8 protein-coding genes are annotated in these 23,940 nt (G+C 59.3%); all 8 read left to right on the forward strand.

Going from position 1 to position 23,940, the window contains the following annotated elements; translation table 11 throughout:
* Window positions 1-33 precede the first annotated feature (33 nt).
* The 8 genes from ACLHV8_RS02535 (at window position 34) to ACLHV8_RS02570 (ending at window position 23,889) form a co-directional block, all read left to right on the forward strand.
* Window positions 34-1,296: a tyrosine-type recombinase/integrase gene (locus ACLHV8_RS02535; RefSeq protein ID WP_208594691.1), complete on the forward strand. Its 1,263-nt coding sequence runs from the start codon at window positions 34-36 to the stop codon at window positions 1,294-1,296.
* Between the two features lie 203 nt (window positions 1,297-1,499).
* Window positions 1,500-1,760: a hypothetical protein gene (locus ACLHV8_RS02540; protein WP_049007579.1), complete on the forward strand. Its 261-nt coding sequence runs from the start codon at window positions 1,500-1,502 to the stop codon at window positions 1,758-1,760.
* 28 nt (window positions 1,761-1,788) lie between these two features.
* Window positions 1,789-2,485, forward strand: a protein-coding gene (locus ACLHV8_RS02545; protein ID WP_410376747.1) for an IS1 family transposase whose coding sequence is annotated in 2 segments (ribosomal slippage) — window positions 1,789-2,042 and window positions 2,041-2,485 — 699 coding nt in all. Because the reading frame shifts where the segments join, the coding sequence is not laid out codon by codon here.
* A 205-nt stretch (window positions 2,486-2,690) separates the two neighbouring features.
* Window positions 2,691-17,333, forward strand: a complete 14,643-nt coding sequence (locus ACLHV8_RS02550; RefSeq protein ID WP_410376748.1) for an Ig-like domain-containing protein — start codon at window positions 2,691-2,693, stop codon at window positions 17,331-17,333.
* 79 nt (window positions 17,334-17,412) lie between these two features.
* On the forward strand, window positions 17,413-19,332 hold the full coding sequence (locus ACLHV8_RS02555; RefSeq protein ID WP_049005806.1) for a TolC family protein: 1,920 nt from the start codon (window positions 17,413-17,415) through the stop codon (window positions 19,330-19,332).
* 12 nt (window positions 19,333-19,344) lie between these two features.
* Entirely contained in the window at window positions 19,345-20,433 is a 1,089-nt protein-coding gene (locus ACLHV8_RS02560) for an efflux RND transporter periplasmic adaptor subunit (protein WP_239664021.1), read from the forward strand.
* A complete protein-coding gene (locus ACLHV8_RS02565) occupies window positions 20,430-21,779 on the forward strand; it encodes an efflux RND transporter periplasmic adaptor subunit (RefSeq protein ID WP_049005804.1) in 1,350 nt (449 codons plus the stop codon). Before ACLHV8_RS02560 ends, ACLHV8_RS02565 begins: the two co-directional genes overlap by 4 nt.
* 1 nt (window position 21,780) lies before the next feature.
* Window positions 21,781-23,889, forward strand: a complete 2,109-nt coding sequence (locus ACLHV8_RS02570; protein WP_049005802.1) for an HlyD family efflux transporter periplasmic adaptor subunit — start codon at window positions 21,781-21,783, stop codon at window positions 23,887-23,889.
* The last annotated feature ends 51 nt before the right edge of the window (window positions 23,890-23,940 follow it).

A 23,940-nucleotide genomic window follows, 5' to 3' on the forward strand; every position in this document is an offset into this window, starting at 1 on the left:
TACCCACACAGAACCCTTGAAAGGATATTCATCATGGCTCTGAGTGATGTGAAGGTTCGTTCGGCTAAGCCCGAAGCAAAAGCCTATAAACTGGCTGATGGTGAAGGCATGGTTTTGCTGGTTCACCCTAACGGTTCTAAATACTGGCGACTTCGTTATCGCTTTGGTGGTAAAGAGAAAATGCTGGCGCTGGGTAAATACCCCGAAGTGTCATTAGCTGATGCCAGAAATCGTCGGGATGAAGCCCGTAAGTTGTTAGCTAAGGGCGTCGATCCTAGTGAGAACAAGAAAGCTGTTAAGGTGGAGCAGGAACAAGAGGCGATAACGTTTGAAGTTGTTGCAAGAGACTGGCACGCCAGCAATCAGAAGTGGTCTGCATCACATAGCGCTCGTGTATTGAAAAGTCTCGAAGATAATCTCTTTGCTACCATCGGTAAGCAGAACATTGCGGAGCTTAAGACTCGGGATCTTCTTGTACCCATCAAAGCGGTGGAGTCATCCGGGCGACTCGAAGTCGCTGCTCGTTTGCAACAGCGAACTACCGCGATTATGCGCTTTGCTGTGCAGAGCGGTTTAATCGACTACAACCCTGCACAAGAAATTGCCGGGGCGGTTGCTACGGTGAAAAGACAGCATCGTGCGGCTTTGGGGCTTAACCGCATACCTGAATTACTTCATCGCATTGATCACTATTCCGGAAGACCATTAACCCGACTTGCTATCGAACTTACCTTGTTAGTCTTTATCCGTTCAAGCGAACTGCGTTTTGCTCGCTGGTCTGAAGTAGATTTTGAAACGGCTATGTGGACGATTCCGGGCGAGCGTGAACCCTTAGAAGGTGTTAAGCATTCTCAGCGTGGTTCGAAGATGCGTACGCCTCATCTTGTTCCCTTGTCGCGTCAAGCTCTCGCCATTTTGGAAAAGATCAAAAGCCTGAGTGGAAACCGTGAGCTGATCTTCGTTGGTGATCACGATCCGCGTAAGCCGATGAGTGAAAACACAGTTAATAAATCACTACGAGTCATGGGCTACGATACGAAGGTTGAAGTATGTGGTCATGGTTTCAGAACAATGGCTTGTAGTTCATTAATTGAGTCGGGATTGTGGTCAAGAGATGCGGTAGAGCGGCAGATGAGTCACCAGGAACGTAACTCTGTGCGTGCGGCTTACATTCATAAGGCGGAGCATTTGGGGGAGAGGAGGTTGATGTTGCAATGGTGGGCTGATTATCTTGATGCTAATCGGGAGAAGGCGGTGAGTCCGTTTGATTTTGGGAAACTAGAGTCTACACGGTAGTAACGGCTGTCTTGAGGATAAATTTCTGCTGAGGATTAAGTACTCTGAGCAAAGCCTGCCGCCTTGTGGTGGCAGGCATAGAGCTAAAGTTTTTTATTTTTTTGATACAACCTAGGTAACGCATTGGAACTACTTGATAAAATTTTCTTCGGTTAGAATGAGTGCATCATCCTCTACGGGTACTGTATTTTTTAGGAATAACAATGGCTGTTAATCAGGCGAAAATTTTTGAACATCTCGAACAACTGGTTGAAAACCCTGAGCAAGACGAATTTATCTACGGCTTTTTAACTGCTTTTGAGTTCCCTAAAGCTACGTTGAGTCTCATCCGGCAAGGCGGGGCGCGGAATGTTGCGAAAGAGCCTGGACATGTTGGGTTAAAAAATAAGCTCTATTACCAGCCAGTAGCCGATAGCGATGATATCGAATCAGTTTTTGGTAATGCTGCCAACTTACTGATTTAGTGTATGATGGTGATTTTAAGGAGCTTGCGTGGCTTCCATTTCCATCAGATGTCCTTCCTGCTCCGCTACTGAAGGCGTGGTGCGTAACGGCAAAAGCACTGCCGGACATCAGCGCTATCTCTGCTCTCATTGCCGTAAAACATGGCAACTACAGTTCACTTACACCGCCTCTCAGCCCGGTACGCACCAGAAAATCATTGATATGGCCATGAATGGCGTCGGATGTCGCGCCAGTGCACGCATTATGGGCGTTGGCCTCAACACGGTTTTACGTCACTTAAAAACTCAGGCCGCAGTCGGTAACCTCGCGCATACAACCGGGCAGTGATGGGATTGTCTGCGCTGAAATGGACGAACAGTGGGGCTACGTCGGTGCTAAATCACGTCAGCGCTGGCTGTTTTACGCGTATGACAGGATACGGAGGGCGGTTGTGGCGCACGTCTTCGGTGAACGCACTCTGGCCACACTGGAGCGTCTTCTGAGCCTGCTGTCGGCCTTTGAGGTCGTGGTATGGATGACGGATGGCTGGCCGCTGTATGAACCCCGCCTGAAGGGAAAGCTGCACGTTATCAGCAAGCGTTACACTCAGCGCATTGAGCGACATAACCTGAATCTGAGACAACATCTGGCAAGGCTGGGACGGAAGTCACTGTCGTTCTCAAAATCGGTGGAGCTGCATGACAAGGTCATCGGGCATTATCTGAACATAAAACACTATCAGTAAGTTGGAGTCATTACCTTGCATTTTTGCAAATGCCATGATATTAAACTGTCCGCTTTTATATTCTTAACGCTAACCGCGCAAAGCGGTCGTGCAATAATTTCAGCATGTAAATATCCGGGGCCTTCTATTGGAACCTGGCGTTAGCGTGATCGTTTTTTTCAGCACTGAACCCCGAAACTTTTTGCCCTATATAGAGCGGTAATTTATGACGCGTATAAAAAATCGGAGTCTACGGCCCCGCGCCCATCGTTTTGCGCTTGAATCTCGCCAACTTTTTGATGGCGCCGCGTTAGCTGAAACCGCCGCACATAATGATACCGCCAGCGATCTGGTCCACCATGCCAGCATCGCTGAGCAAACGCGCATTGCCGATATCACCGTTCCGGCCGCCGCACCCGACCTGACCGCGCCCATAAAAGGCATCTCCGTCATTGAACCCAGCACCCTGAATGCCGCAGGCGCAGATGCCGCACAGCTCAGCGACTGGCAAATCAGCGCGACAGACAGCAGCGTGACCGTCACCGCCACCCTGCGCGACAGCACCATCGGCACCTTAAGCGACGGGCAAAGTAGCGGTACCATTCTCACCATGACCGGCACGGCAGATGAAGCGCAGGCGTGGCTGAATAGCCTGACATTCAAAGCGGCGGATGTGGAGCTTGGCAATAACGCCGCCACCAGCCAGCTTGATGTCCACGTCAGCAGTGAATCCGGTGATGCCAGCGGTTCGATGGATATTACGGTCACCCCGTCGAACGACCCGGTCACCGTCGCCGATAACCACCAGACCGTCGCCGAAATCGGCAGCACGGCGATCACCGACACCACGCTGTTCGCTGTCGACCCGGAGGTCAGTGCGGGGACACAGTTCCCGGTGCAAATCGTGTATGGCTTAACCGAATTGCCGAAGTACGGCTACCTGACGCTGGACGGCGACCGCCTGGGGATTGGCTCCGTCTTCACCCAGGAAGATGTCATTAACGGCAGCCTGGTTTACGTCCACACGGCAACCGGGGCCGATCAGAACACTGCCGATGGTTTTGTGGCGGTCGTCAACGACGGCGCTACGCCGAAAGATCTTTCGGGCACGGTGCACATCACGCTGGATATTGCGCCGCTGAACCAGTTGCCGTCGGTAGGCGGTAGCGGTCTTGTCTATGAAGGCCAGCCGGCTAACGCGGTCGATACCGGCAATGTCGGGCAGTATATCGTCGCCAGCACCGGCGGCGATCCGCAGGATACAATCCTGACCATTGCCATTACGTCACTGCCGACCCACGGCACGCTGTACTACAACGGCGTGGAAGTGACCGTCGGCCAGACCTTTGATTATGCCGATCGCAGCCTGCTGACTTATAAAAATGACGGCAGCGAAAACCAGGGCCAGGACAGCTTTGGCGTGCGCGTCACTGACCAGGGGGGTGGCACTGGCGTCCCGGGGAATAGTGATGGCGTCATCACCCTGCGCGTGCAGGATGTTGACGACGATCCAACCTTCACTGGCAATGGCAGAACGCCGAATGCCGACGTGCCATCAACAGGCACTACCGCTGTCACGCTCACCGCCGACATGCTGTCTGCCAGCGATGTGGATTCAGGCAATAACCATCTGAGCTTTATCACCGATAACTCGGGGCTGACTCATGGTTATCTGACGCTCAACGGTAAAATCCTCAATAACGGCGGCACCTTTACCATGGCGGATATCCTCGCGGGTAAGGTGCAATACGTGCAGTACGCCGGGGCCAGTACCGCAGGCCAAACCGACAGCTTTAACTTCGTTCTCGTCGATAACACCATGGCGCTGCGCTGGAACGATGACGGCAGCCGCTACAACCGTGCCGGGGGCATTTATGACCCAGGAACGCAAACGCTAACCCGTTTCACGTTTACCCTGGGTCTCGTGCAGTTCGCCAACGGCAGTGGTATTGGCACGCTGCCCACCAGTGATCCGCAAATTGCCCACAGTGACTCCAGTTGGGCAGGCGCGGTTTTCACCACGGGCGACAGCCGCGGGCAGCTCAATGAAGGCGGTAGCGTCACCCTTAACGGCACAAACGGTGATTTCTCCGCCGTTGCGGGCATGAGCTACACCGCGACGGACGTTGATCCTTCGCAGGTGGTCTACACCTTCCTCGGCTTTTCGAATGGGGCGACAGGCGGCGAGATTCAGCGTAAAGACAGCAGCGGCAACTGGGTTACCGTAGGGGCCTACGGCACCTTTATTCAGGCAGATCTTGATGCCGGGAATATCCGTTTTCAGCATGACGGTGGCGAGACGTTCTTCTTTGCCGCCCAGTTTGCGGTGTCAGCAGGGCTGACGAAAACCGATCAAAACGGCTATATCACTCAGGATATCTGGACCCCAACGCTCAATATTTATGTCACGCCAGTCAACGATTTGCCGGTGGTGACCGGTTCCTCGACGACCGTGATCGCGGAAGGGGAAACGGCTTACATCACCACCGGGCAACTGAGCATCAGCGATCCGGATGATGCCAACAGCGGCAGCGATCTTGAAAGCAGCGCCACCCTGCGTGATGGCGTGGATAACTACGCCTATAACAACGGCGCGGGCGGTGGCACGCCGCTGAAATTTGAAATCGACAGCCTGCCGACAGGCGGCACGCTGCAATATTATGACGGCAGCGCCTGGAAAGATGTCACGGTCGGCATGACGCTGGATGCGGCGCTGCTTACCGCCAGCACCAACACCACCGGCCTGCGTTTCGTGAACGACGGCTCAGAGGTACGCAAAACCGACTTTACCGTTACCGCGATTGACCGCTGGAGCGCACGCTCTGCAAGCAGCGGGAAGGTGACGATTCAGATAACCAACGTCAACGATGCGCCGCAGATTGCCAAAAACCCGACGCTCGCCGACCCGGTTATTCAGCCCAATTCGCCGAACATCATTGGCGGGGCTCCGGAAAACAACCCGCTGTATGTCAAAGAAGGCAGCTATCAACAAATCACCAGCGCCCTGCTACAGGCCTATGACTCCGACAGCAGCGCACGCCAGGTGCAATACACCATCACCTCTGCCCCTGCGCATGGCAACCTGGCTTACTCTACCGATGGCGTACATTTCAGCATTATTGGTGCCGGGGGTTCCTTTACCCAGCAGGATGTGATCGACGGGCATATCTACTACCTGAGTGATGGCAGCGAAGGCAGTGGCCGCAGCGAAACCAGTACGCCCAACACCCCGGACGACAAGTTCACCTTCCGTCTTTCCGACGGTGACAAAGAGCAGAGCGGCAACGAATTCTGGATTTACACCCTGCCCACCAACGATGCGCCGATTGTCTCGGCCCCGTCTGGCGTGCACAACATCACCAGTGAGAACCCGGCCAATAACCACATCACGGGCTTTTCGGTCAGCGACCCTGACCTCACGGCGATAATTACGGGGGAAACCGACTATTTGCAGGTTACCGTTCGCCTGCTGGATCGCAGCGGTAACGCCCTCACCGATTACACGGGCGTCACCCTAGGCTATGACTCCAGCAGCGGTGCGGCAACGGCCATCACCCACAGCGGCCAGAACGATTATCTGGTGCTGAGCGGTACGTATGCCCAGGTGAACGCCGCCCTTGCTGGATTAACGGTCACCTTCACCGGAGATCGCAACACACTTTATCAGGTACAGGTGATTGCCGATGACCGCCTGCGCGATGCCAGCGGCGCATTAGTGGGAGGGGCAAACGGCGGTAGCGAAAACCAGTCGAATACGCCGGGCAAAAGTCAGCCGGGCACGATCAGCAGCACTGAATATAACTGGTACAGCAGTACCACCGTTGCCGAGGCAGACAAGGGCAACATCAGCATGGCCTCGGTCTGGGTTCGCGCCTCAACCATTAACGATCCCGGCACCCTGACCATCACCACACCGGCCCGCACGGCGCTGGAAGATCAGGCCACCTTTATCGGCGGCAACATCACCCTTAGCGATGTGGAATCCACCAGCTTTGGTACCCCGGTCACCGTGACCATCACCGTTGCCGAGGGTACGCTGGGTATCGGCGGCAGCGGCACACAGGAAAGCGTCACCCCGAGTGCGACGGGTAGCCAGCAAGTGACCATCAGCGGTGATGATACCGGTACGCTGGTTTTGACCGGGCGGGCCAGCGACATTCAGGCCCTGCTTAACGACACGACGCTGGGGCTGACCTGGACCAGCCCGTTGAACACTAACCACGATCTCAACGGCGCTGCACCAGGCGATGTCACCGTGACGTTGCACCTGGATGACGGCGGTTCGCACATTGGTGATACCGCCGGGGGTGCCAACCCTGCCGATGCAACGCTGGATGTCACTATCGTGCCGGTTAACGATGCCCCAACGGTTAGCGCCGATTCGTCCACCGCCTATCTCAACAGCGATCGGGGCGTGACAAACGGCAACGCGGTCAGCGGTTTTGTTATCAGCGATCCCGACTATACCGACGGCGGCGACATTGCCGACGGCGAAAGCGACTTTATGCAGGTGACGGTGCGTATCACCGACACCGACGGTACCCCGCTCGCCGCCGCGTTTTACAATAATGGCAGCGTCTCCAGCATCATTATCAACTCTGGCAATACTCAGTCCGGCGTAACCCTCGACACGACCTTCGATGGCAATAAAGACGCCCTGGTGATCCGCGGTACGCTGGCCCAGGTGAATGCGTATCTGGCCGATTTGCAGGTTTCAATGACCGGCAGCGGCGTGGAAAACGCCGACAAAGCCTGGCATGTTGAAGTCATTGCTGATGACCGTATGCGCGATCTCACCACCGGGGCGCTGCTTAGCGCAGGCAATGCCAACGGCGGTGAAAACGATGCCAACGGCAACGGCACGCAAACCGTGCCCACCACCGTGATTGACCCGTATGCAGCGCTGCCCGCAGGCCTGACGCAAAACGTCGCCATTGCCGCGCGCACCATTTTCCCCAGCAGCATTAACGATCCGGCGACCATTACCGTCACCGATAGTAACGTCTCAGAAGGCGTGGCGAGGGTGAAACTCCCGGCCATCGCCGTGGCCGATCCGGATGCCGATGTCGCCACGTTGCAGGCGACAATCACCCTGCCCTCTGGCTTTACCTTTAGCGGGCTGAACAGCGGCGATGTGGTCACCACCGATGCTTCCGGTCACCAGACGCTGGCGCTCTCCGGCACCCTCAGCGAACTGAACGCGCGGCTGGCAAACCTGACGGTGCAGCTCCCGACGACCACAGGCGTAGCGGCCACCGACTGGAACGGCAGCTTTAGCGTAACGGTGGTGGTCAATGATAACGGCAACCACGGTAGCCGCCCGTCAACGCTGGACGGAGACAGTAACGATCCGGGCAGTAACCCAGGTGACATCAGCTATGCCGATGCCACCTCTGCCGCGCTGATCACCACCCGCACCTTCACGGTCACCGTTGTGCCGGTTAACGATGCGCCAGGGTTAACCAAAACCACACCGCAGACCCTTGCCCCCATCAGTGAAGACAGCGCAGACGCGACCATCGTTGGAGACACGGTCGACAATTTGTTTGGCAGCTACTTCCAGGACACGGCGGACAACGTTGATAACTCGGCTATCGGAGCCAGCGGTGGTACATCCTCAGATTCATTCTGGGGTGTCGCGATTAATAGCCTGACGACTAACAGCGCCCAGGGAAGCTGGCAATACTCCACCGACGGTGGCAGCACCTGGACCGCCATCGGCACCCGCACCGACGCCAGTTCTCTGCTGCTGGATAAAACCGCCCGCGTGCGCTTTGTCCCGGCGGCCAATTTCTTTGGCACCCCGGCGGCGCTGACCGTGCGGCTGGTGGAAACTAACAGCAACAACGACACGACAAGCACCACAGCAACGCCGACCAGCGGGCTGGTCACGTCGACGGCCACCAACGGCGGCACGTCGCGCTACAGCGCCAGAACGGTCACGCTTTCCACCAGCATCACCGGGGTCAACGATCGCCCGGTGCTCACTGGCAGCATGCCGGTGACCATGGTGGAAGATACTCCGCAGGCGGTGACGCTCGGTTCACTGTTGAGCGGAAAATACAATGACGACACCGACAACCAGAGCGCCATCAGCGGCGGTGGCAACGCCAGCGGTGCGGCGGGCTTTGTGGCGATCACCGGCAACAACACCAGTACCAGCCTGGGCCACTGGGAATACTCCACCGATGGCAGCACCTGGCAGAGCCTGGGCACCGACTACAGCGACAGCAATGCGCTGGTGTTAAAAACCACCTCGCAGCTGCGTTTTGTGCCCCTGGCCGACTACAACGGCACGGTACCGGGCGGGCTGACCCTTCACGCCGCCGATACCAGTACCACCGCCGATGCGGGGGTGACAACACTGTATGCGGTACAGGATCTGCAAAGTGCCATTAACCAGGGCGATACCAGCCACTGGAGTAATGCGCAAACCGTCACGCTCACTATCACTGCCGTCGCGGATGCCAAAAACGATGCTGCCTCAACCCACTCCGGTACCCCGGTCACCGTGGATGTGATGGCCAACGATACCTTTAGCAACAGCGATAAAACGCTGACATCAGTCACCCAGGGCGCGCGCGGGTCAGTCAGTATTGTCGATGGCAAAGTGCTGTATACGCCGAACAATAGCAGCTATGTCGGCAGCGATACCTTTACCTACACCGTGACCAGCGGCGGCGTGAACGAAATCGCCACCGTGACCATCACCATGACCAACAGCGCACCGGTCGTTGCCAGCGAACATGTGTCGGTCGCCGAAGACAATAGCCTAAGCGGTTCAGGCACCACCGGGCTTTTGTATAACGACAGCGATCCCGATGGCGATACGCTGACCGTCACCACCTTCAAAATTGGCAGCCAAACCTATAACGCAGGGGATACGGCGACCATTGCCGGGAAAGGAACGCTGGTGGTTAACGCCAACGGCAGCTATACCTTTACCCCGCTTCCCGACTGGAATGGCACCGTACCGCAGGTCACCTATACGGTGAGCGACGGACGCACCAACGGCGCGGTAACCACGACGCTCGATATCACCGTCACCCCGGTAGCCGACACCCACGCAGATACCGCCACCACCCATGCGGGGGTGGCGGTCACTATCGACGTATTGGCTAACGATACGTTCAGCAACCCGGATCGCTACCTCAGCGCCACCACCAGTGGTCTGCACGGCACCACGACGATTGTCAGCGGTAAAGTCATCTATACCCCAACAACGGGCTACGTCGGCACGGATACCTTTACCTATACCGTGAGCAGCAGCGGCGTGACCGAAACCGGCACGGTGACCGTTACCATGACCAACAACGCCCCGGTCACTCAGGGCGAACAGGTCACGACGGCGGAAGACACCGTCTTGTCGCGCCCGGCCACCAGCGGGCTATTAATCAACGACAGCGATCCGGATGGCGACCCCCTCTCCGTTGTCAGTTTTAGCGCTGACGGCCATACCTGGAGCGCGGGCGTCACCGGAACGATTACCGGGAAAGGCACGCTGGTTATCAACAGCGATGGCAGCTACACCTTCACCCCGGTGGCGGACTGGAACGGCAGCGTGCCACAGGTCACCTATACCGTTTCGGACGGGCGCAGCAACGGACTGACCACCGCCACGCTGGATATCACCGTCACCCCGGTGGTCGATATCCACGATGACAGCGCCACCACTCACGCCGGTGTGCCTGTCACCATCGACGTGCTGAGTAACGACACCTTTAGCAACAGCAATAAAACGCTGACTGCCACCACCGACGGCCAGCACGGTACGGTCACCATTCAGAGTGGCAAAGTCATCTATACCCCGACGGATGCCAGCTACGTCGGCAGCGACACCTTTACCTATACGGTTACCAGCGGCGGCATTGCCGAAACTGCGACGGTTAGCGTCACCATGACCAACAGCGCGCCGGTCGTTGCGGACCGCCAGCTCACGACCCCGGAAGATACCGCGCTTGTCGGCACCGCCAGTAACGGCCTGCTTTTCACTGCGACGGACAGCGACAATGACACGCTTACGGTGGTGGATTTCACGGTCAACGGACAGCGCTATAACGCGGGGGATCGTGCGGATCTCAGCGGTAAGGGATCGCTGACGATCAACAGTGACGGCAGCTACCGCTTTACGCCTGTCGCGGACTGGAACGGCGCGCTGCCGCAGGTGACCTATACCGTCACAGACGGGCGTTCCAACGGCACCACCAGTGCCATTCTGACCTTGAGCGTCACGCCGGTAGCCGATGCGCACAATGACACCGCCAGCACCCATGCGGGCGTACCGGTGACCATTGACGTGCTGGCAAATGACACGTTCAGCAATGCCGATAAAGCGATTACCGCCACCACCGACGGGCAAAACGGCACGGTGGCGATCCAGAGTGGCAAGGTCGTTTATACACCGACCGACCCGACCTTTATCGGCACCGATACCTTCACCTATACGGTGACCAGCGGTGGCATTAACGAAACGGCGACCGTCACGGTGACGGTGGGCAACAGCGCCCCGGAACTCACCCCGGAACAGGCCACAACGCCGGAAGACACGCCGCTGGCGGGTGCGGGCAGCACCGGGTTACTGGCACACGCCAGCGATCCGGATAACGACGCCATTAGCGTGACCAGGTTTAGCGTTGACGGGCACGACTACAACGCAGGCGACACGGCAACCCTTGCCGGGAAAGGCACGTTGACCATCAACAGCGATGGCAGCTACCTGTTTACCCCGGTTGCCGACTGGAACGGCGCACTGCCGCAGGTGACCTACACCGTTTCAGACGGGCTGATCCACGGCGACAGCACCACCACGCTGGATCTCAGCGTCACCCCGGTGGTTGACGCCACTGCGGACAGCGCCAGCACCCATGCCGGGACACCGGTAACCATTGATGTGCTGGCAAACGACACCTTTAGCAACAGCGACAAAGCCATTACCGCCACCACGGACGGTCAGCACGGCACGGTGGCGATGCAGAACGGTCAGCTGGTTTATACCCCGTCTGACGCAGGCTATGTTGGCACCGACACCTTTACCTACACGGTCACCAGCGGTGGGGTTAACGAAACCACCCACGTTACCGTGACGCTGACCAACAGCGCCCCGGCGGTACCCGACTTAGCGGCCACCACCGCCGAGGACACCCCGCTTGTCGTTACCGCCGCCAGTGGATTACTGCATAACGCCACCGACAGCGAGCACGACGCACTCACGGTTAGCGACTTTAGCGTTGGCAGCCAGACCTGGAGCGCAGGCACCCAGGCAACGCTGGCGGGCGTGGGTGAACTTACCATCAACAGCGATGGCAGCTACCGCTTTACCCCGGTTGCCGACTGGAATGGCACGGCTCCACAGGTGATCTTTACGGTCAGCGACGGGCGAACAAACGGCAGCACCAGCGCCACGCTGAATATCACCGTGACACCGGTTGCCGATGCCCGTGATGACAGCGCAACAACCCACTCGGGCGTACCGGTGACCATTGATGTGCTGGGTAACGATACGTTCAGCAATGCCGACAAAACCCTGCTAGCCACCACCGACGGCCAGCACGGCGCGGTTGTTATTCACAATGGCCAGGTCATCTATACGCCTGCCGATTCCCGCTATGTCGGCACGGATACCTTCACCTACACCGTACGCAGCGGCGGAGTTGAAGAAAGTGCGACCGTCACGGTGACGATGACCAACAGCGCGCCGGTTTTAACGGACGAGCATGTCACGACGCCAGAAGATACGCCGGTAAGCGGGCCAAACCTGCTGGCAAATGACACCGACGCCGAGGGCGACACGCTTACGCTTACCGGGTTTAGCGTCGACGGGCAGCATTATCTGGCTGGCGACACCGCCACGTTGAGCGGGAAAGGCACGCTGACCATCAACAGCGACGGCAGTTACCTGTTTACCCCGGTTGCCGACTGGAACGGCGCACTGCCGCAGGTGACCTATAGCGTGACCGACGGGCGGACCAATGGCGAACGCAGCACCACGCTGGATATCGCTGTGCTGCCGGTTGCCGATGCGGTTAACGACAGCGCCACCACCCACGCCGGCACCCCCGTGACCATTGATGTGCTGGCAAACGACTCGTTCAGCAACAGCGATAAAACCATTACCGCCACCACGAACGGCCAGTACGGCACGGTGGCGATCGAAAATGGTCGCGTCGTTTATACCCCGACGGATGCCAGCTATGTCGGCAGCGACGCCTTCACCTATACGGTAACCAGCGGTGGCATCGCTGAAACCGCGACGGTGGTGGTGACCCTGACCAATGCCGCGCCGGTTTTAACGGGCGAGCATGTCTCTACACCAGAAGACACCCCGCTGGCAGTACCGAATCTGCTCGCTAACGACCACGACCCGGAAGGCGATCCGCTCACCATTACCGGCTTTAGCGTGGGCGGTCAGAACTATCACCCCGGCGAAACCGCCACCCTGAGCGGTCGCGGAACGCTGACCATTAACAGTGACGGCAGCTATCTGTTCACCCCGGTTGCCGACTGGAACGGCAGCGCACCGCAGGTTACTTACACGGTCAGCGACGGACGCAGTAACGGCGAGCGCAGCGCGACGCTGGATATTACCGTCACGCCGGTGACTGACGCGTTCGATGATACGGCCAGCACCCACGCGGGCACCCCGGTCACCATTGATGTGCGGGCAAACGACAGTTTCAGCAATGCGGATAACACCATTACCGCCGTCACCCCAGGCCAGCACGGTTCGGTGGCTATCCAAAACGGCAAGGTGGTTTACACCCCGAGCGACGCAGGCTATGTCGGCAGCGACACCTTCACCTACACGGTGACCAGCGGCGGCGTCACCGAAACGGCCACCGTCACGGTGACCCTGACCAACAGCGCGCCACAGCTTAGCGGCGAACATGTCAGCACACCGGAAGATACTGCGTTTTCTGGTTCTGGCAGCAGCGGCCTGCTGGCCCATGCCAGCGATGCGGATAACGACGCCCTCAGCGTCACAGGCTTTAGCGTTGACGGACACAGCTACAATCCGGGCGAAACGGCGCTGATTAGCGGTAAAGGCACGCTGGTGATTCACAGCGACGGGCACTATCTCTTTACCCCGGTTGCCGACTGGAACGGCGACGTGCCGCAGGTGACCTGGACCGTCTCCGACGGGCGAAGCAACGGTTTTAGCAGCGCAACTCTGGATATTCATGTTCTACCGGTTGCCGATGCCATTGACGACAGCGCCAGCACCCATGCGGGTGTGCCGGTCACTATCGACGTTCTGGGTAACGACACCTTTAGTAACGCCGATAAAACCCTAAGCGCCGTAACACAGGGCCAGCAAGGCACGGTCACTATCAGCACAGGCAAAGTGGTCTATACCCCCACCGATCCGAACTATCTGGGAACCGACACCTTTACCTATACCGTTACCAGCGGTGGTATCACCGAAACCGCCACCGTCACGGTGACGATAAGCAACACCCCACCGGTACTGACGGGCGAGCAGTTGACGACACCGGAAGATACCCCGCTGAGCGGCCCGAACCTGCTGGCGAACGATTATGATGCCGATGGCGACGCGCTCACCCTGAGCGGGTTTAGCGTCGACGGGCAGCACTATCTGGCAGGCGAAACCGCCACCCTCAGCGGGAAAGGTACGCTGACCATTAACCGCGACGGCAGCTACCTGTTTACCCCGGTTGCCGACTGGAACGGCGGGGTTCCACAGGTGACCTATGAGGTGACCGACGGCCACACCAACGGTACGCGTACCACCACGCTGGATATCCGCGTTCTGCCGGTCATTGACGCATTTGATGATGCCGTCAGCACCCACTCTGGCGTACCGGTCAGCATTAATGCGCTGAATAACGACACGTTCAGCAACAGCGACAAAGCCATTACCGCCACCACCGACGGCCAGCACGGGACGGTGACGCTACAAAACGGTAAACCGGTCTATACCCCAACGGACCCGGCATATGTCGGCAGTGATACCTTCACCTATACGGTCACCAGCGGCGGTATCGCAGAAAGCGCAACGGTCACCGTGACGCTAGTTAATGCCGCACCGGAGCTGGCCTCTGCGCATGTCAGCACGCCGGAAGATACGCCGCTTGCCGGGCAAAACCTGCTGGCAAACGCGCGCGATCCGGACGGCGACCCGCTGACCCTCACCGGCTTCCAGGTGGCGGGCCAGGATTATCATCCGGGCGACACGGCCATTCTCGTGGGCCAGGGCTCGCTGGTGATGAACAGCGATGGCAGCTACCTGTTCACTCCGATCGCTGACTGGCATGGTGATGTTTCGCCAATCACCTGGACCGTCTCTGACGGACGCAATAACGGCGAAAGTACCGCCACGTTGACTATCACCGTCACCCCGGTCGCCGATGCCAATCCGGACAGCGCCACCACCCACGCAGGCGTGCCGGTAGTCATTGACGTGCTCGGTAACGATACGTTCAGTAACCCGAATCGTACACTTAGCGCGACGACTAACGGGCAGTACGGCACCGTGACCATCAACAATGGGCAGGTTGTCTACACCCCAACGGGCGGCTATGTCGGTAACGACACCTTTAGCTATACCGTGACCAGCGGCGGCGTCAGCGAAACCACCTCCGTGACGGTCACGCTAACCAACGCCGCACCGGTCACGCAAAGTGAACAGGTCACCACGCCGGAAGACACGCCGATAAGCGGGCCAAATCTGCTGAATAATGACCACGACGCGGAGGGCGATCCTCTGACAATCACCGGGTTCAGCGTCGGTGGACTGCACTATCAAGCAGGGGATACCGCCACCCTCGCAGGCAGCGGCACGCTTACCATCAACAGTGATGGCAGCTACCATTTCGTGCCGGTTGCCGACTGGCACGGCGACGTACCGCAGGTGATTTATTCGCTAAGCGACGGGCGCAGTAACGGGACCGTCACCGCGACGCTGGATATCCGCGTCACCCCGGTGATGGATAGCCATGACGACAGCGCCTCGACCCACGCGAATACGCCAGTGACCATTGATGTGCTGGCAAACGACACCTTTAGCAACCCGGATCGCGTCATCAGCGGCGCGACCAACGGGCAGCATGGCACGGTGGTGATTGAAGACGGGAAAGCCCGCTATACCCCGAACAACGGCTATGTCGGGACCGATACCTTTACCTATACCGTCACCAGCGGCGGCGTCAGCGAAACCGCCGTGGTGACGCTGGATATTCTCAACACCCCGCCGGTCGCCATGACCGATAAGGCCAGCACACTGCTCAATACCCCGCTGAGCGGTAATGTGCTCGCCAACGACAGCGATGCCGAACACGATGTCCTGCACGTCACGAGCGTCACCGTGGACGGCGTGCACTATGTGCCGGGCGACACCATCGACCTGCAAGGGGCGGGAACGTTAGTGGTCAACAGCGACGGCAGCTATCGTTTTACCCCCGCCACGGGCTGGTCCGGCTTTGTGCCCACCGTGAGCTACACCATCAGCGACGGTAACGTTGACGGCACCAGCAGCAGTGAACTGCACCTGCTGGTGAGCCCCATCGGCGAAGCCTGGGTGAAAGAGGCTGGCCTGGTCGACAGCGCCAGCGGTACGCAAACCACCAGCGGAACGCTCTCCCTGCTCTCACTTGATGCGATGGAAAGCCTGACCATTGGCGGCCACACGCTAACCCTGGCGCAGTTGACGGCTCTTAGCGCCACGCAGCCGTTCGATATCGTCACCCCGGACGGCGTGCTGAGCCTGACCGGGCTGCGGACGCTCGACGCGGGCCATGCACAGCTGGATTATCGCTACACCCTCTCCCACGCCATTGCGCAGCCGGGCTTTGTCAGCACCCAGGAAGATATCTCCCTGAGCGTTAACGGCGAGCAGACACAGGCGCCGGGGCTGCTGCGGGTCAACATCGTCAACGATGTTCCCGTCGCGCAGGATGACAGCAACAGCATTGACCAGGATCGCGGCGAGCAAATTGTCTCCGGCAATCTGTACGCCAACGACCGTATCGGTGCCGATGGCACCATCGCCAGCGGGCCGCTAACCGCCGTCTCGTCAGTGAATCTTGGGCATGAAGGGGTCATTAATGGCACCTTTAAAGGTGAATTTGGCGAGCTGACGCTCGATGCCAACGGCAACTATCGCTACGTCGCTGACCGCATGAACCTGCGCGTTTCCACCCTCGATCCGCTCTCCACGCTGACCGAAGTGTTCGTGTACACCCTCACCGACGCCGACGGCAACACCAGCCAGGCGCGTCTGTCGATTGTGATTCATGGCACCACGCCACCGCTGTCAAAACAGGGCGACGAGATTTTCCCGCATGACCGTCGGCAGGAAGAGACCGCCCTCGACCAACCCTATACGCCGGGGCTGTTTATTCTGCCCGCCATTTATGGCATTTACAGCGACCGCTTCACCCGTGAGGTCGAACTGAACCGCAAGGTGACCGAACTGGGCCGTGGGGCGAACGATAACGCCACGCCGGTGCTGGAAGACGCGGTGCTGTTTACCCGTTGGGTTAACACTACGTTGCTCAGAAGCCCGACGCCGTCAGGTGATAACCACGACGTCGCGACACAGCAACTGGCCAGCCGTTTCAATCCGTTCACCCCGAAAGCCACGGGCAAACCGACCCCTGCCGACGTGCCTGCGATCCAGGAAGAACGCGTGGTGCACGGCGAGGCAACCAAAGGCAAACCGGTGGTGAAACACGACACCCACGAGAATCTCCCACCGCAGGCCAACATATCGATACCGGGCGTCGTTGTGATACCGGCTGGCGCGCCCCGTCCCGGTGCGCCAGGCCTTGCCGAGCAGATCGACAAGCTTGCCCGTAACCACACGCAGGCGCCGGAGCCGATCACCGTCGGAGGTCCCGCATCGACTCGCTAACCCTTGAAACGCACTGTTTATTCTGCACCGGCGAAGCCCAGGGCCGCCGGTTCGTTAACCTGAAACTAAAAGCACAATAATGATGATAACGACAACAACCGTATCGCTGAATGCAACCCGCCCGGTGCCGGTGATGGCGCGGATTTCCGCCCTGATCTGCCTGGTCCTGCTCAGCGGCTGTGGCTCCGTAAAACCGGAACCTTTAACCCAGGATGAAATCGCCGCACGCGTTAACAACGATCGCCTGAACATGTATCGCGATCAGCAGCCGCTTTCCGGCCCGCTGACCCTGTCAGACGCGATGGCGCGCGCGCTGAAATACAACCTCGACTACCGCCTGAAACTGATGGAGACCGCCCTGTCGCGCGGCCTGCTGGATGTATCGCGCCAGGATATGTTGCCCAAACTGATGACCGATGCCGGATATCGCTGGCGCGACAATGATTCCGGCGGCACCAGTATCGGTATCGAAGACCGGGTGGTCAGCCTGCGCCCATCCACCTCTGAGGAGCGCGACCATTACCTCGCCGACGCGACGCTTTCCTGGGACGTGCTGGATTTCGGGATGAGCTACTATCGCGCCAAACAACAGGCGGATAACGTCAATATCGCCGAAGAACGCCGCCGCAAAGTGCTGCAAAACATCGTACAGGAGGTGCGCGATGCCTGGTGGCGTGCGCTGGGGGCACAGCGTCTGCTGGATGAAGCCCAGCCGCTGGCGGAAAACATCCAGATTGCGCTGAATAAAACCCGTGAAGCCGAACGCGCAGGCATTTTGCCTCCCGTTGAAGGGCTGGAATACCAGCGCGCGCTGCTGGACGCGGTCTCGCTGTTAAACCAGAAGCGCCAGGAAATGCAGATGGCCAAAAGCGAGCTGGCTGCCCTGCTGAATCTGCCGCCGAACACCGACTTCAAATTACAGGACGTGACAAACCCGGCGCTGTCGCAGGTACCGACCCAGTTGGATAGCCTGGAGCAAATGGCGCTCGAACGCCGCCCGGAGCTGCGTGAAGAGGATTACAAAACCCGCATCGACGTACTGGAAACCAAACGGCAAATTGCCTCGCTGTTCCCCAACCTGAACCTGTTTGGTGGCATCAGCTACGACTCTAACCAATATCTCTACAACAGCAGCTGGATTCAGGGTGGCATGGGCGTGTCGATGAATCTGTTCAAACTGCTGGGAGCACCGGCCATCAACCGCACCAACGACGCCCGTCTGCAGACGGATGAAGCACGGCGTATGGCCCTGAGCATGGCAATCCTGACCCAGGTACGCGTTTCCGTTGAACGCTACAAGCTGGCAGTTTACGACCTGCAAATCGCGCAGGAATCCGCCCGCGTCGACCAGCGTCTGGCCAGTATCTCCCGCGCGAGCGCGAGCAATTCCCTGTCCAGCGAACTGGAGTCGCTGCGCACCCAGGCACGCTCCGTGGTCTCGCGCTTCCAGGAGGCCGCTTCTTATGCCCAGGCGCAGTCCGCCTATGGCCGCGTGTTGAACTCGGTGGGGATCGACCTGCTGCCAGAAACCGTGAAGAACACCGATCTCGCCAGCCTGTCGCAGCAAATTCACCAGAGCCTGGTCGCCGGAGAAAAACATGTCTTTACCCAGAGCGCCGATGCGGTGGTCACCCGCCATCCGGTGAATGTGACCCTTGGTCGCCTGCCTGCTGCCGTCAATAAAAATGTGATTTATCAATCGGTCACCCGCGTACTTAACACCAACCAACTGGTGGTGGGCAGTGGTCCGAACAGCTATCGCCTGGAGATGAATCTGAATGTGGGTCACGCCCAAAATACGTTGCGCGGTGTGTGGGATATCACCGTGGTAAACCCGCAGGGAGCGTCGGTGCTGAAACAGCACTACACCAGCTATTTGCCCAATGACGTGAACACCCGTTCCGTGAGTGCACTGGCTGAGGCTGCCGCGCTGTCCGTGGTGTCCGACCTGAATAAGTACGCAGGCGGTTCCACCATGGCGACGGCCAATAATCCCTAAGCAGGTACAGGTATGAAAAGACGTCATTACGACTGGCGCATGGGCGCCATCATCGCGCTGGCATTCAGCGCCAGCGCGCTGGCAGAGGATACGGCTCCGGCGGTCTCTGCCACCAGCACGGAACAGGCAGCGCCAGCGGTGGCGGAGCCGACAGCCGCGCCTGCCTCAACAGCAGAACCGGAACCTGCTACCGTCGCACAGGAACCCGTGGCAACGCCGGAATCTGCACCTGCGGCTGTCGCTCAGGAACCCGCAGTTGCCACGGAATCGGCCGCGCCCTCAGAATCCGTCACAACAGAGACGGTAACCACGCAGATAACCCCACCACCGGTCGCCGTTGAGAAAAGCGCCCCTGTCGCCGCCAGCGAGCCCGTGCCGGAGACCGCTGCCGTGGAACAAGGCCCGGCGCAGGTGCGTTTTCTGGTGATGGCCGATAAAGAGAGCCCGCTGTCGAGCGTGGTGGCAGGCCGCGTGATGCAGGTAAACGTACAGCTGGGCGATAACGTCGCAGCCGGAAAACTGCTGGCGACCCTCGATTGCAGCGAACTGAAAGCGCGTAAAGACGCGGCGGAGGCGGAATTCAGCGCCGCCCAGATCAAATACGAGGCCAAAGCCAAGCTGCAGGGGCTGGACTCAGCAGGGGCGCTGGAGGTTGGTCTGGCCGCCGCAGACGTCAACCGGACCCGCAGCCAGATTAAGATTTTCGACGCCCAGTTGGCACAGTGCCGCTTTACCGCGCCCTTCGAAGGCCGAATTGCCCGCATCTATGTCAAAGAGGGCCAGGGGATTGGCGCAGGCGCGCCGGTCATCGATCTGGTGGGCAATGGCAACCGCAAAGCCCGACTGAACGTGCCTTCAAGCTGGATGAACTGGCTGACGACCGGCGCCCGCTTCGATGCCGTGGTGGGTGAAAATGGCCAGCACTATCAGATGACCGTCTCGCACATTAGCGGACGCGTCGATGCGGTGAGCCAGACCATTGAGATCGAAACCCAGTTTGTCGATAACGTCAAAGAGATCCTGCCGGGCATGAGCGGGCGCGCGACGCCGGTCTGCCCGCAAGATATGCCGACCTGTGCCAGCGGGGCGAACCGTTCGTGAGTGCTTCGGTCTTCTATGCCCTGATGGGCCGCGTCAAAGCCGCACACAGCCCGGAAGAGCTGGGCTTTATTATCTGTAACGAAACGCGGGCGCTGGTGGACTACCGTCAGGCCGCGCTGCTGAAATATACCGCCACCGGGCGCGCCCAACTGGTTGCGCACTCCGGGCTGAGCGATACCGACCGCAATACCCCGTATGCCCTGTGGCTTGCCGCCGTGGCGAAAGCGATCGCGCCGCAGTGTGCCGCATTGCCGGAAGGGGCGCGGGTCATGTCGCTCAGCGCAGGCCAGCTCAGCCCATCGCTGGCGCAGGAGTGGGATGAGTGGCTACCGGCCCACGTCTGGGTTCTGGCGCTGGCCGGGCCGAATGGGCAACTTCACGCCCTGCTTATCCTGGCGCGCGACACCCCATGGCCGGTGCAACTGAGCGTCGAAAGCCCGGAATATACCCTGCTCCAGCTTGCCAGCCTGTACGGTTATGCGTGGTGGACGCTGGCGGCGCGGCCTTCGCGCCTGCAGCGCCTGCTGCCAACCTCCGTGCGAAAGCGTATTGCCCTCGTGCTGGTACTGCTTGTCGCCATTTTGCTGATCCCGATTCGCGAATACACCCTGGTGCCTGCCGAGGTGATTTCACTTAACAGCGAGGTTATTGCCGCCCCCAGCGACGGCGTGATCCGCCGGATGACGGTTGCTCCGAACACCGCCGTCACCGCAGGCCAGGTGCTGGCAGAACTGGATGACACGACCTTAAAAAATCGCCTGGCGATTGCCCAGGCAGAACTTGCCACCGCCGCGCTCAACATGCACCAGTCGTCCCAGCAGGCGATTGAAGATCAGAATGCCAGGGCCGAGCTGGCGCTGGCTGAGGGCAAATGGCGCGAGCAGAAAGTGCAGGTAGCCTCCCTGCAACGAGAGCTGGAAAAACTGTCGATTCGCGCCCAAAGCAGCGGCGTGTTTGTCTATAGCGATCCGGATGACTGGGCCGGACGCCCGGTGCAAACGGGCGAGCGTATTGGCCTGCTGGCTGACCCCACCCGGCTGGGCATCCGCGCCTGGGCACCGGTGGCGGAATCCACCAACCTGAATGCGCACGCCCCCATGACCGTCTTTTTGAAGGTCGACCCGCTGCACCCACTGAATGCACAGCTGGATTACGCCGGCTATGAAGCCGTAGAGGCACCCAACGGTGTCGCCAGCTATCTGCTGCGCGGTTCCCTGAGCGAACCCTCGGCGCTGGCGCGTATCGGCCTGCAGGGGACCGCCCGCGTAACCGGGGAGTGGAGCGTGCTGGGTTATCTTATCTTCCGTCGTCCACTGGCGACCGCCCGCGCCTGGTGTGGGTTCTGATATGCAGCCAATGACGGCGCTTTCCCCGGCAGCCACCCTGCCGCCGCTGCGCGATGAATTACACATCCACCCGGCGGGCAATAATCGGGACGGTTCCCCTGCCTGGCATCTGGCAGATCCGGTGCGTAACCTCTTTTTCCGCCTTGGCTGGCTGGAATTTGAGATGGTTCGCCGCTGGGCGCTGGGTAGCGCGCCTCAGATTGCCGAGGCCATCAGCCGGGAAACCACGCTGACGGTGGAAGAGGAGGACGTCACCCTCTTCCTGCGTTTTTTGCAACAGCAGCAGTTGTTACGCCACAGCAGCTTTAAATCTCGCCCCCCGCTGTGGAAACGCATTCTGCATGGCTATCTGTTTATTCGCCTGCCGCTGATTCGCCCGGAAAAAGCCCTGCGCCGCTTTTTACCCTGGGTCTGCTGGCTGTTCAGCGTACCTTTTTTGCTGGTAACGCTGCTTGCGGCACTTAGCGGGCTGGTGCTGGCGGCTCGCCAGTGGGATAGCGTACAGGCAGCGCTGCACGGGGCGCTTAGCTGGAACGGCGCGCTGGCGTTTGCCGTGGCGCTGATTTTCTCGAAATGCTGGCATGAGCTGGGGCACGCGTTTGTGGCAACCCGGCATGGCGTGCGCGTCGGCCATATGGGTGTCGCCCTGCTGGTGCTCTGGCCGATGGCCTATACCGATACCGGAGAGAGCTGGAAGCTGTCCCGCTCGCAGCACCGGCTGGCGATTGCCAGCGCCGGGATCGTGGCCGAACTGATGCTGGCAGGCTGGGCGACGCTGTTCTGGAGCTTTGCGCCGGAAGGAAACGTCAAAAACGCGCTGTTTTTTCTCGCCACCACCGCCTGGGTAATGACGGTCGCCGTTAACGCCAGCCCGTTTATGCGCTTTGACGGCTATTACATTCTGAGCGACTGGCTGGATTATCCGGCGCTGCATGAGCGCGCGGGCAACTGGGCAAAACGCTGGATGCGCGGGCATCTGCTGGGGCTGGACGATCCCCTGCCAGATAACGTTTCGCCCGCCTTTTCCCGCTTTCTGACCCTGTTTGCTTTCGCCACCTGGATCTATCGCCTGACGCTGTTTATCGGCATCGCGCTGGTGGTCTATCACGCGTTTTTCAAAGCGCTCGGCCTGGTGCTGTTTTTTATTGAAATCATCACGTTTGTGGTGCACCCCCTGTTTCGTGAACTGAGGATCTGGCATATGCGTCGCCAGGAAGTAAAACCCGCGCGGCTTCTGCGCCTGTGCATCATGTTGCTGGCCCTCGGGCTGACCGTGTTTTTGCCCTGGTCCAGGCAGGTGTCGCTGCACGGGGTGATGGAGGCGGGCGTCGCACAACCTGTCTATACCCCGTACGCCGCCCAGCTTGAGAAGGTGCGGGTAAAAGATGGAGATACGGTCACCGTCGGGCAGACGCTCTTTGAGCTGGTGGCCCCACTTCCCGGCGATGAAAAAGCAAAGGCGCAGGCGCTGAATCAGGCCTGGCAGGCCAGTGCCCGTGGCGCGATGGCGCTGAATAAAGACGGAGCAGCAAAACAGGTGCTCGCCGAGCAGATGGCGCGCCAGTATGCCACTCAGCAACAGGCCAGCGTCGTTGAACTGCAACGCCTGCAACTGCTGGCAACGCAAAAAGGGGTGGTGCATGACGTGGTTCAGACGCTGCACGCGGGCAGTTGGGTGTCGCCGGGTACCCGCATCGCCAGCGTGGTAGATCCGTATCACTGGCGGGTGAAAGCGCTGGTGAGCGAGACCGATTTGTCGCGTCTGCGCCCTCAGGCGAAGGCGAAGGTGTATGTCGAGGGGCAATGGCAGACAGTGCAGGGCACAATTGTCGCTATCGACCACGATGCGGTAAAACGCCTGCCAAACCTGATGCTGGCCCAGCCTCACGGCGGCCCCGTTGCGCTTAACCCGACGCTTGCAGCGAAGGAACTGCGCCCGGCGGCAGTCTGGTATCGGGTGGTGATTGAGGGAACGTCGACCCGGCCACTCACCCAGGAGCAGCGCGTGCAGGTGGACGTCAGCAGCGAGCCGCAGAGCTTCGCCCACGGCTGGATAAATAGCGCGATGTTGATGCTGATTCAGCAAACGGGGTTCGGTAAGGAGGGATAAGTGCCGTGCGGGATTGTCCCGGCAGTGTCTTTCTCGGCAAGGTCTGGGGGA

The organism is Enterobacter sp. CPE_E863 (assembly GCF_046521465.1).
Classification (GTDB): Bacteria; Pseudomonadota; Gammaproteobacteria; order Enterobacterales; family Enterobacteriaceae; genus Enterobacter; species Enterobacter adelaidei.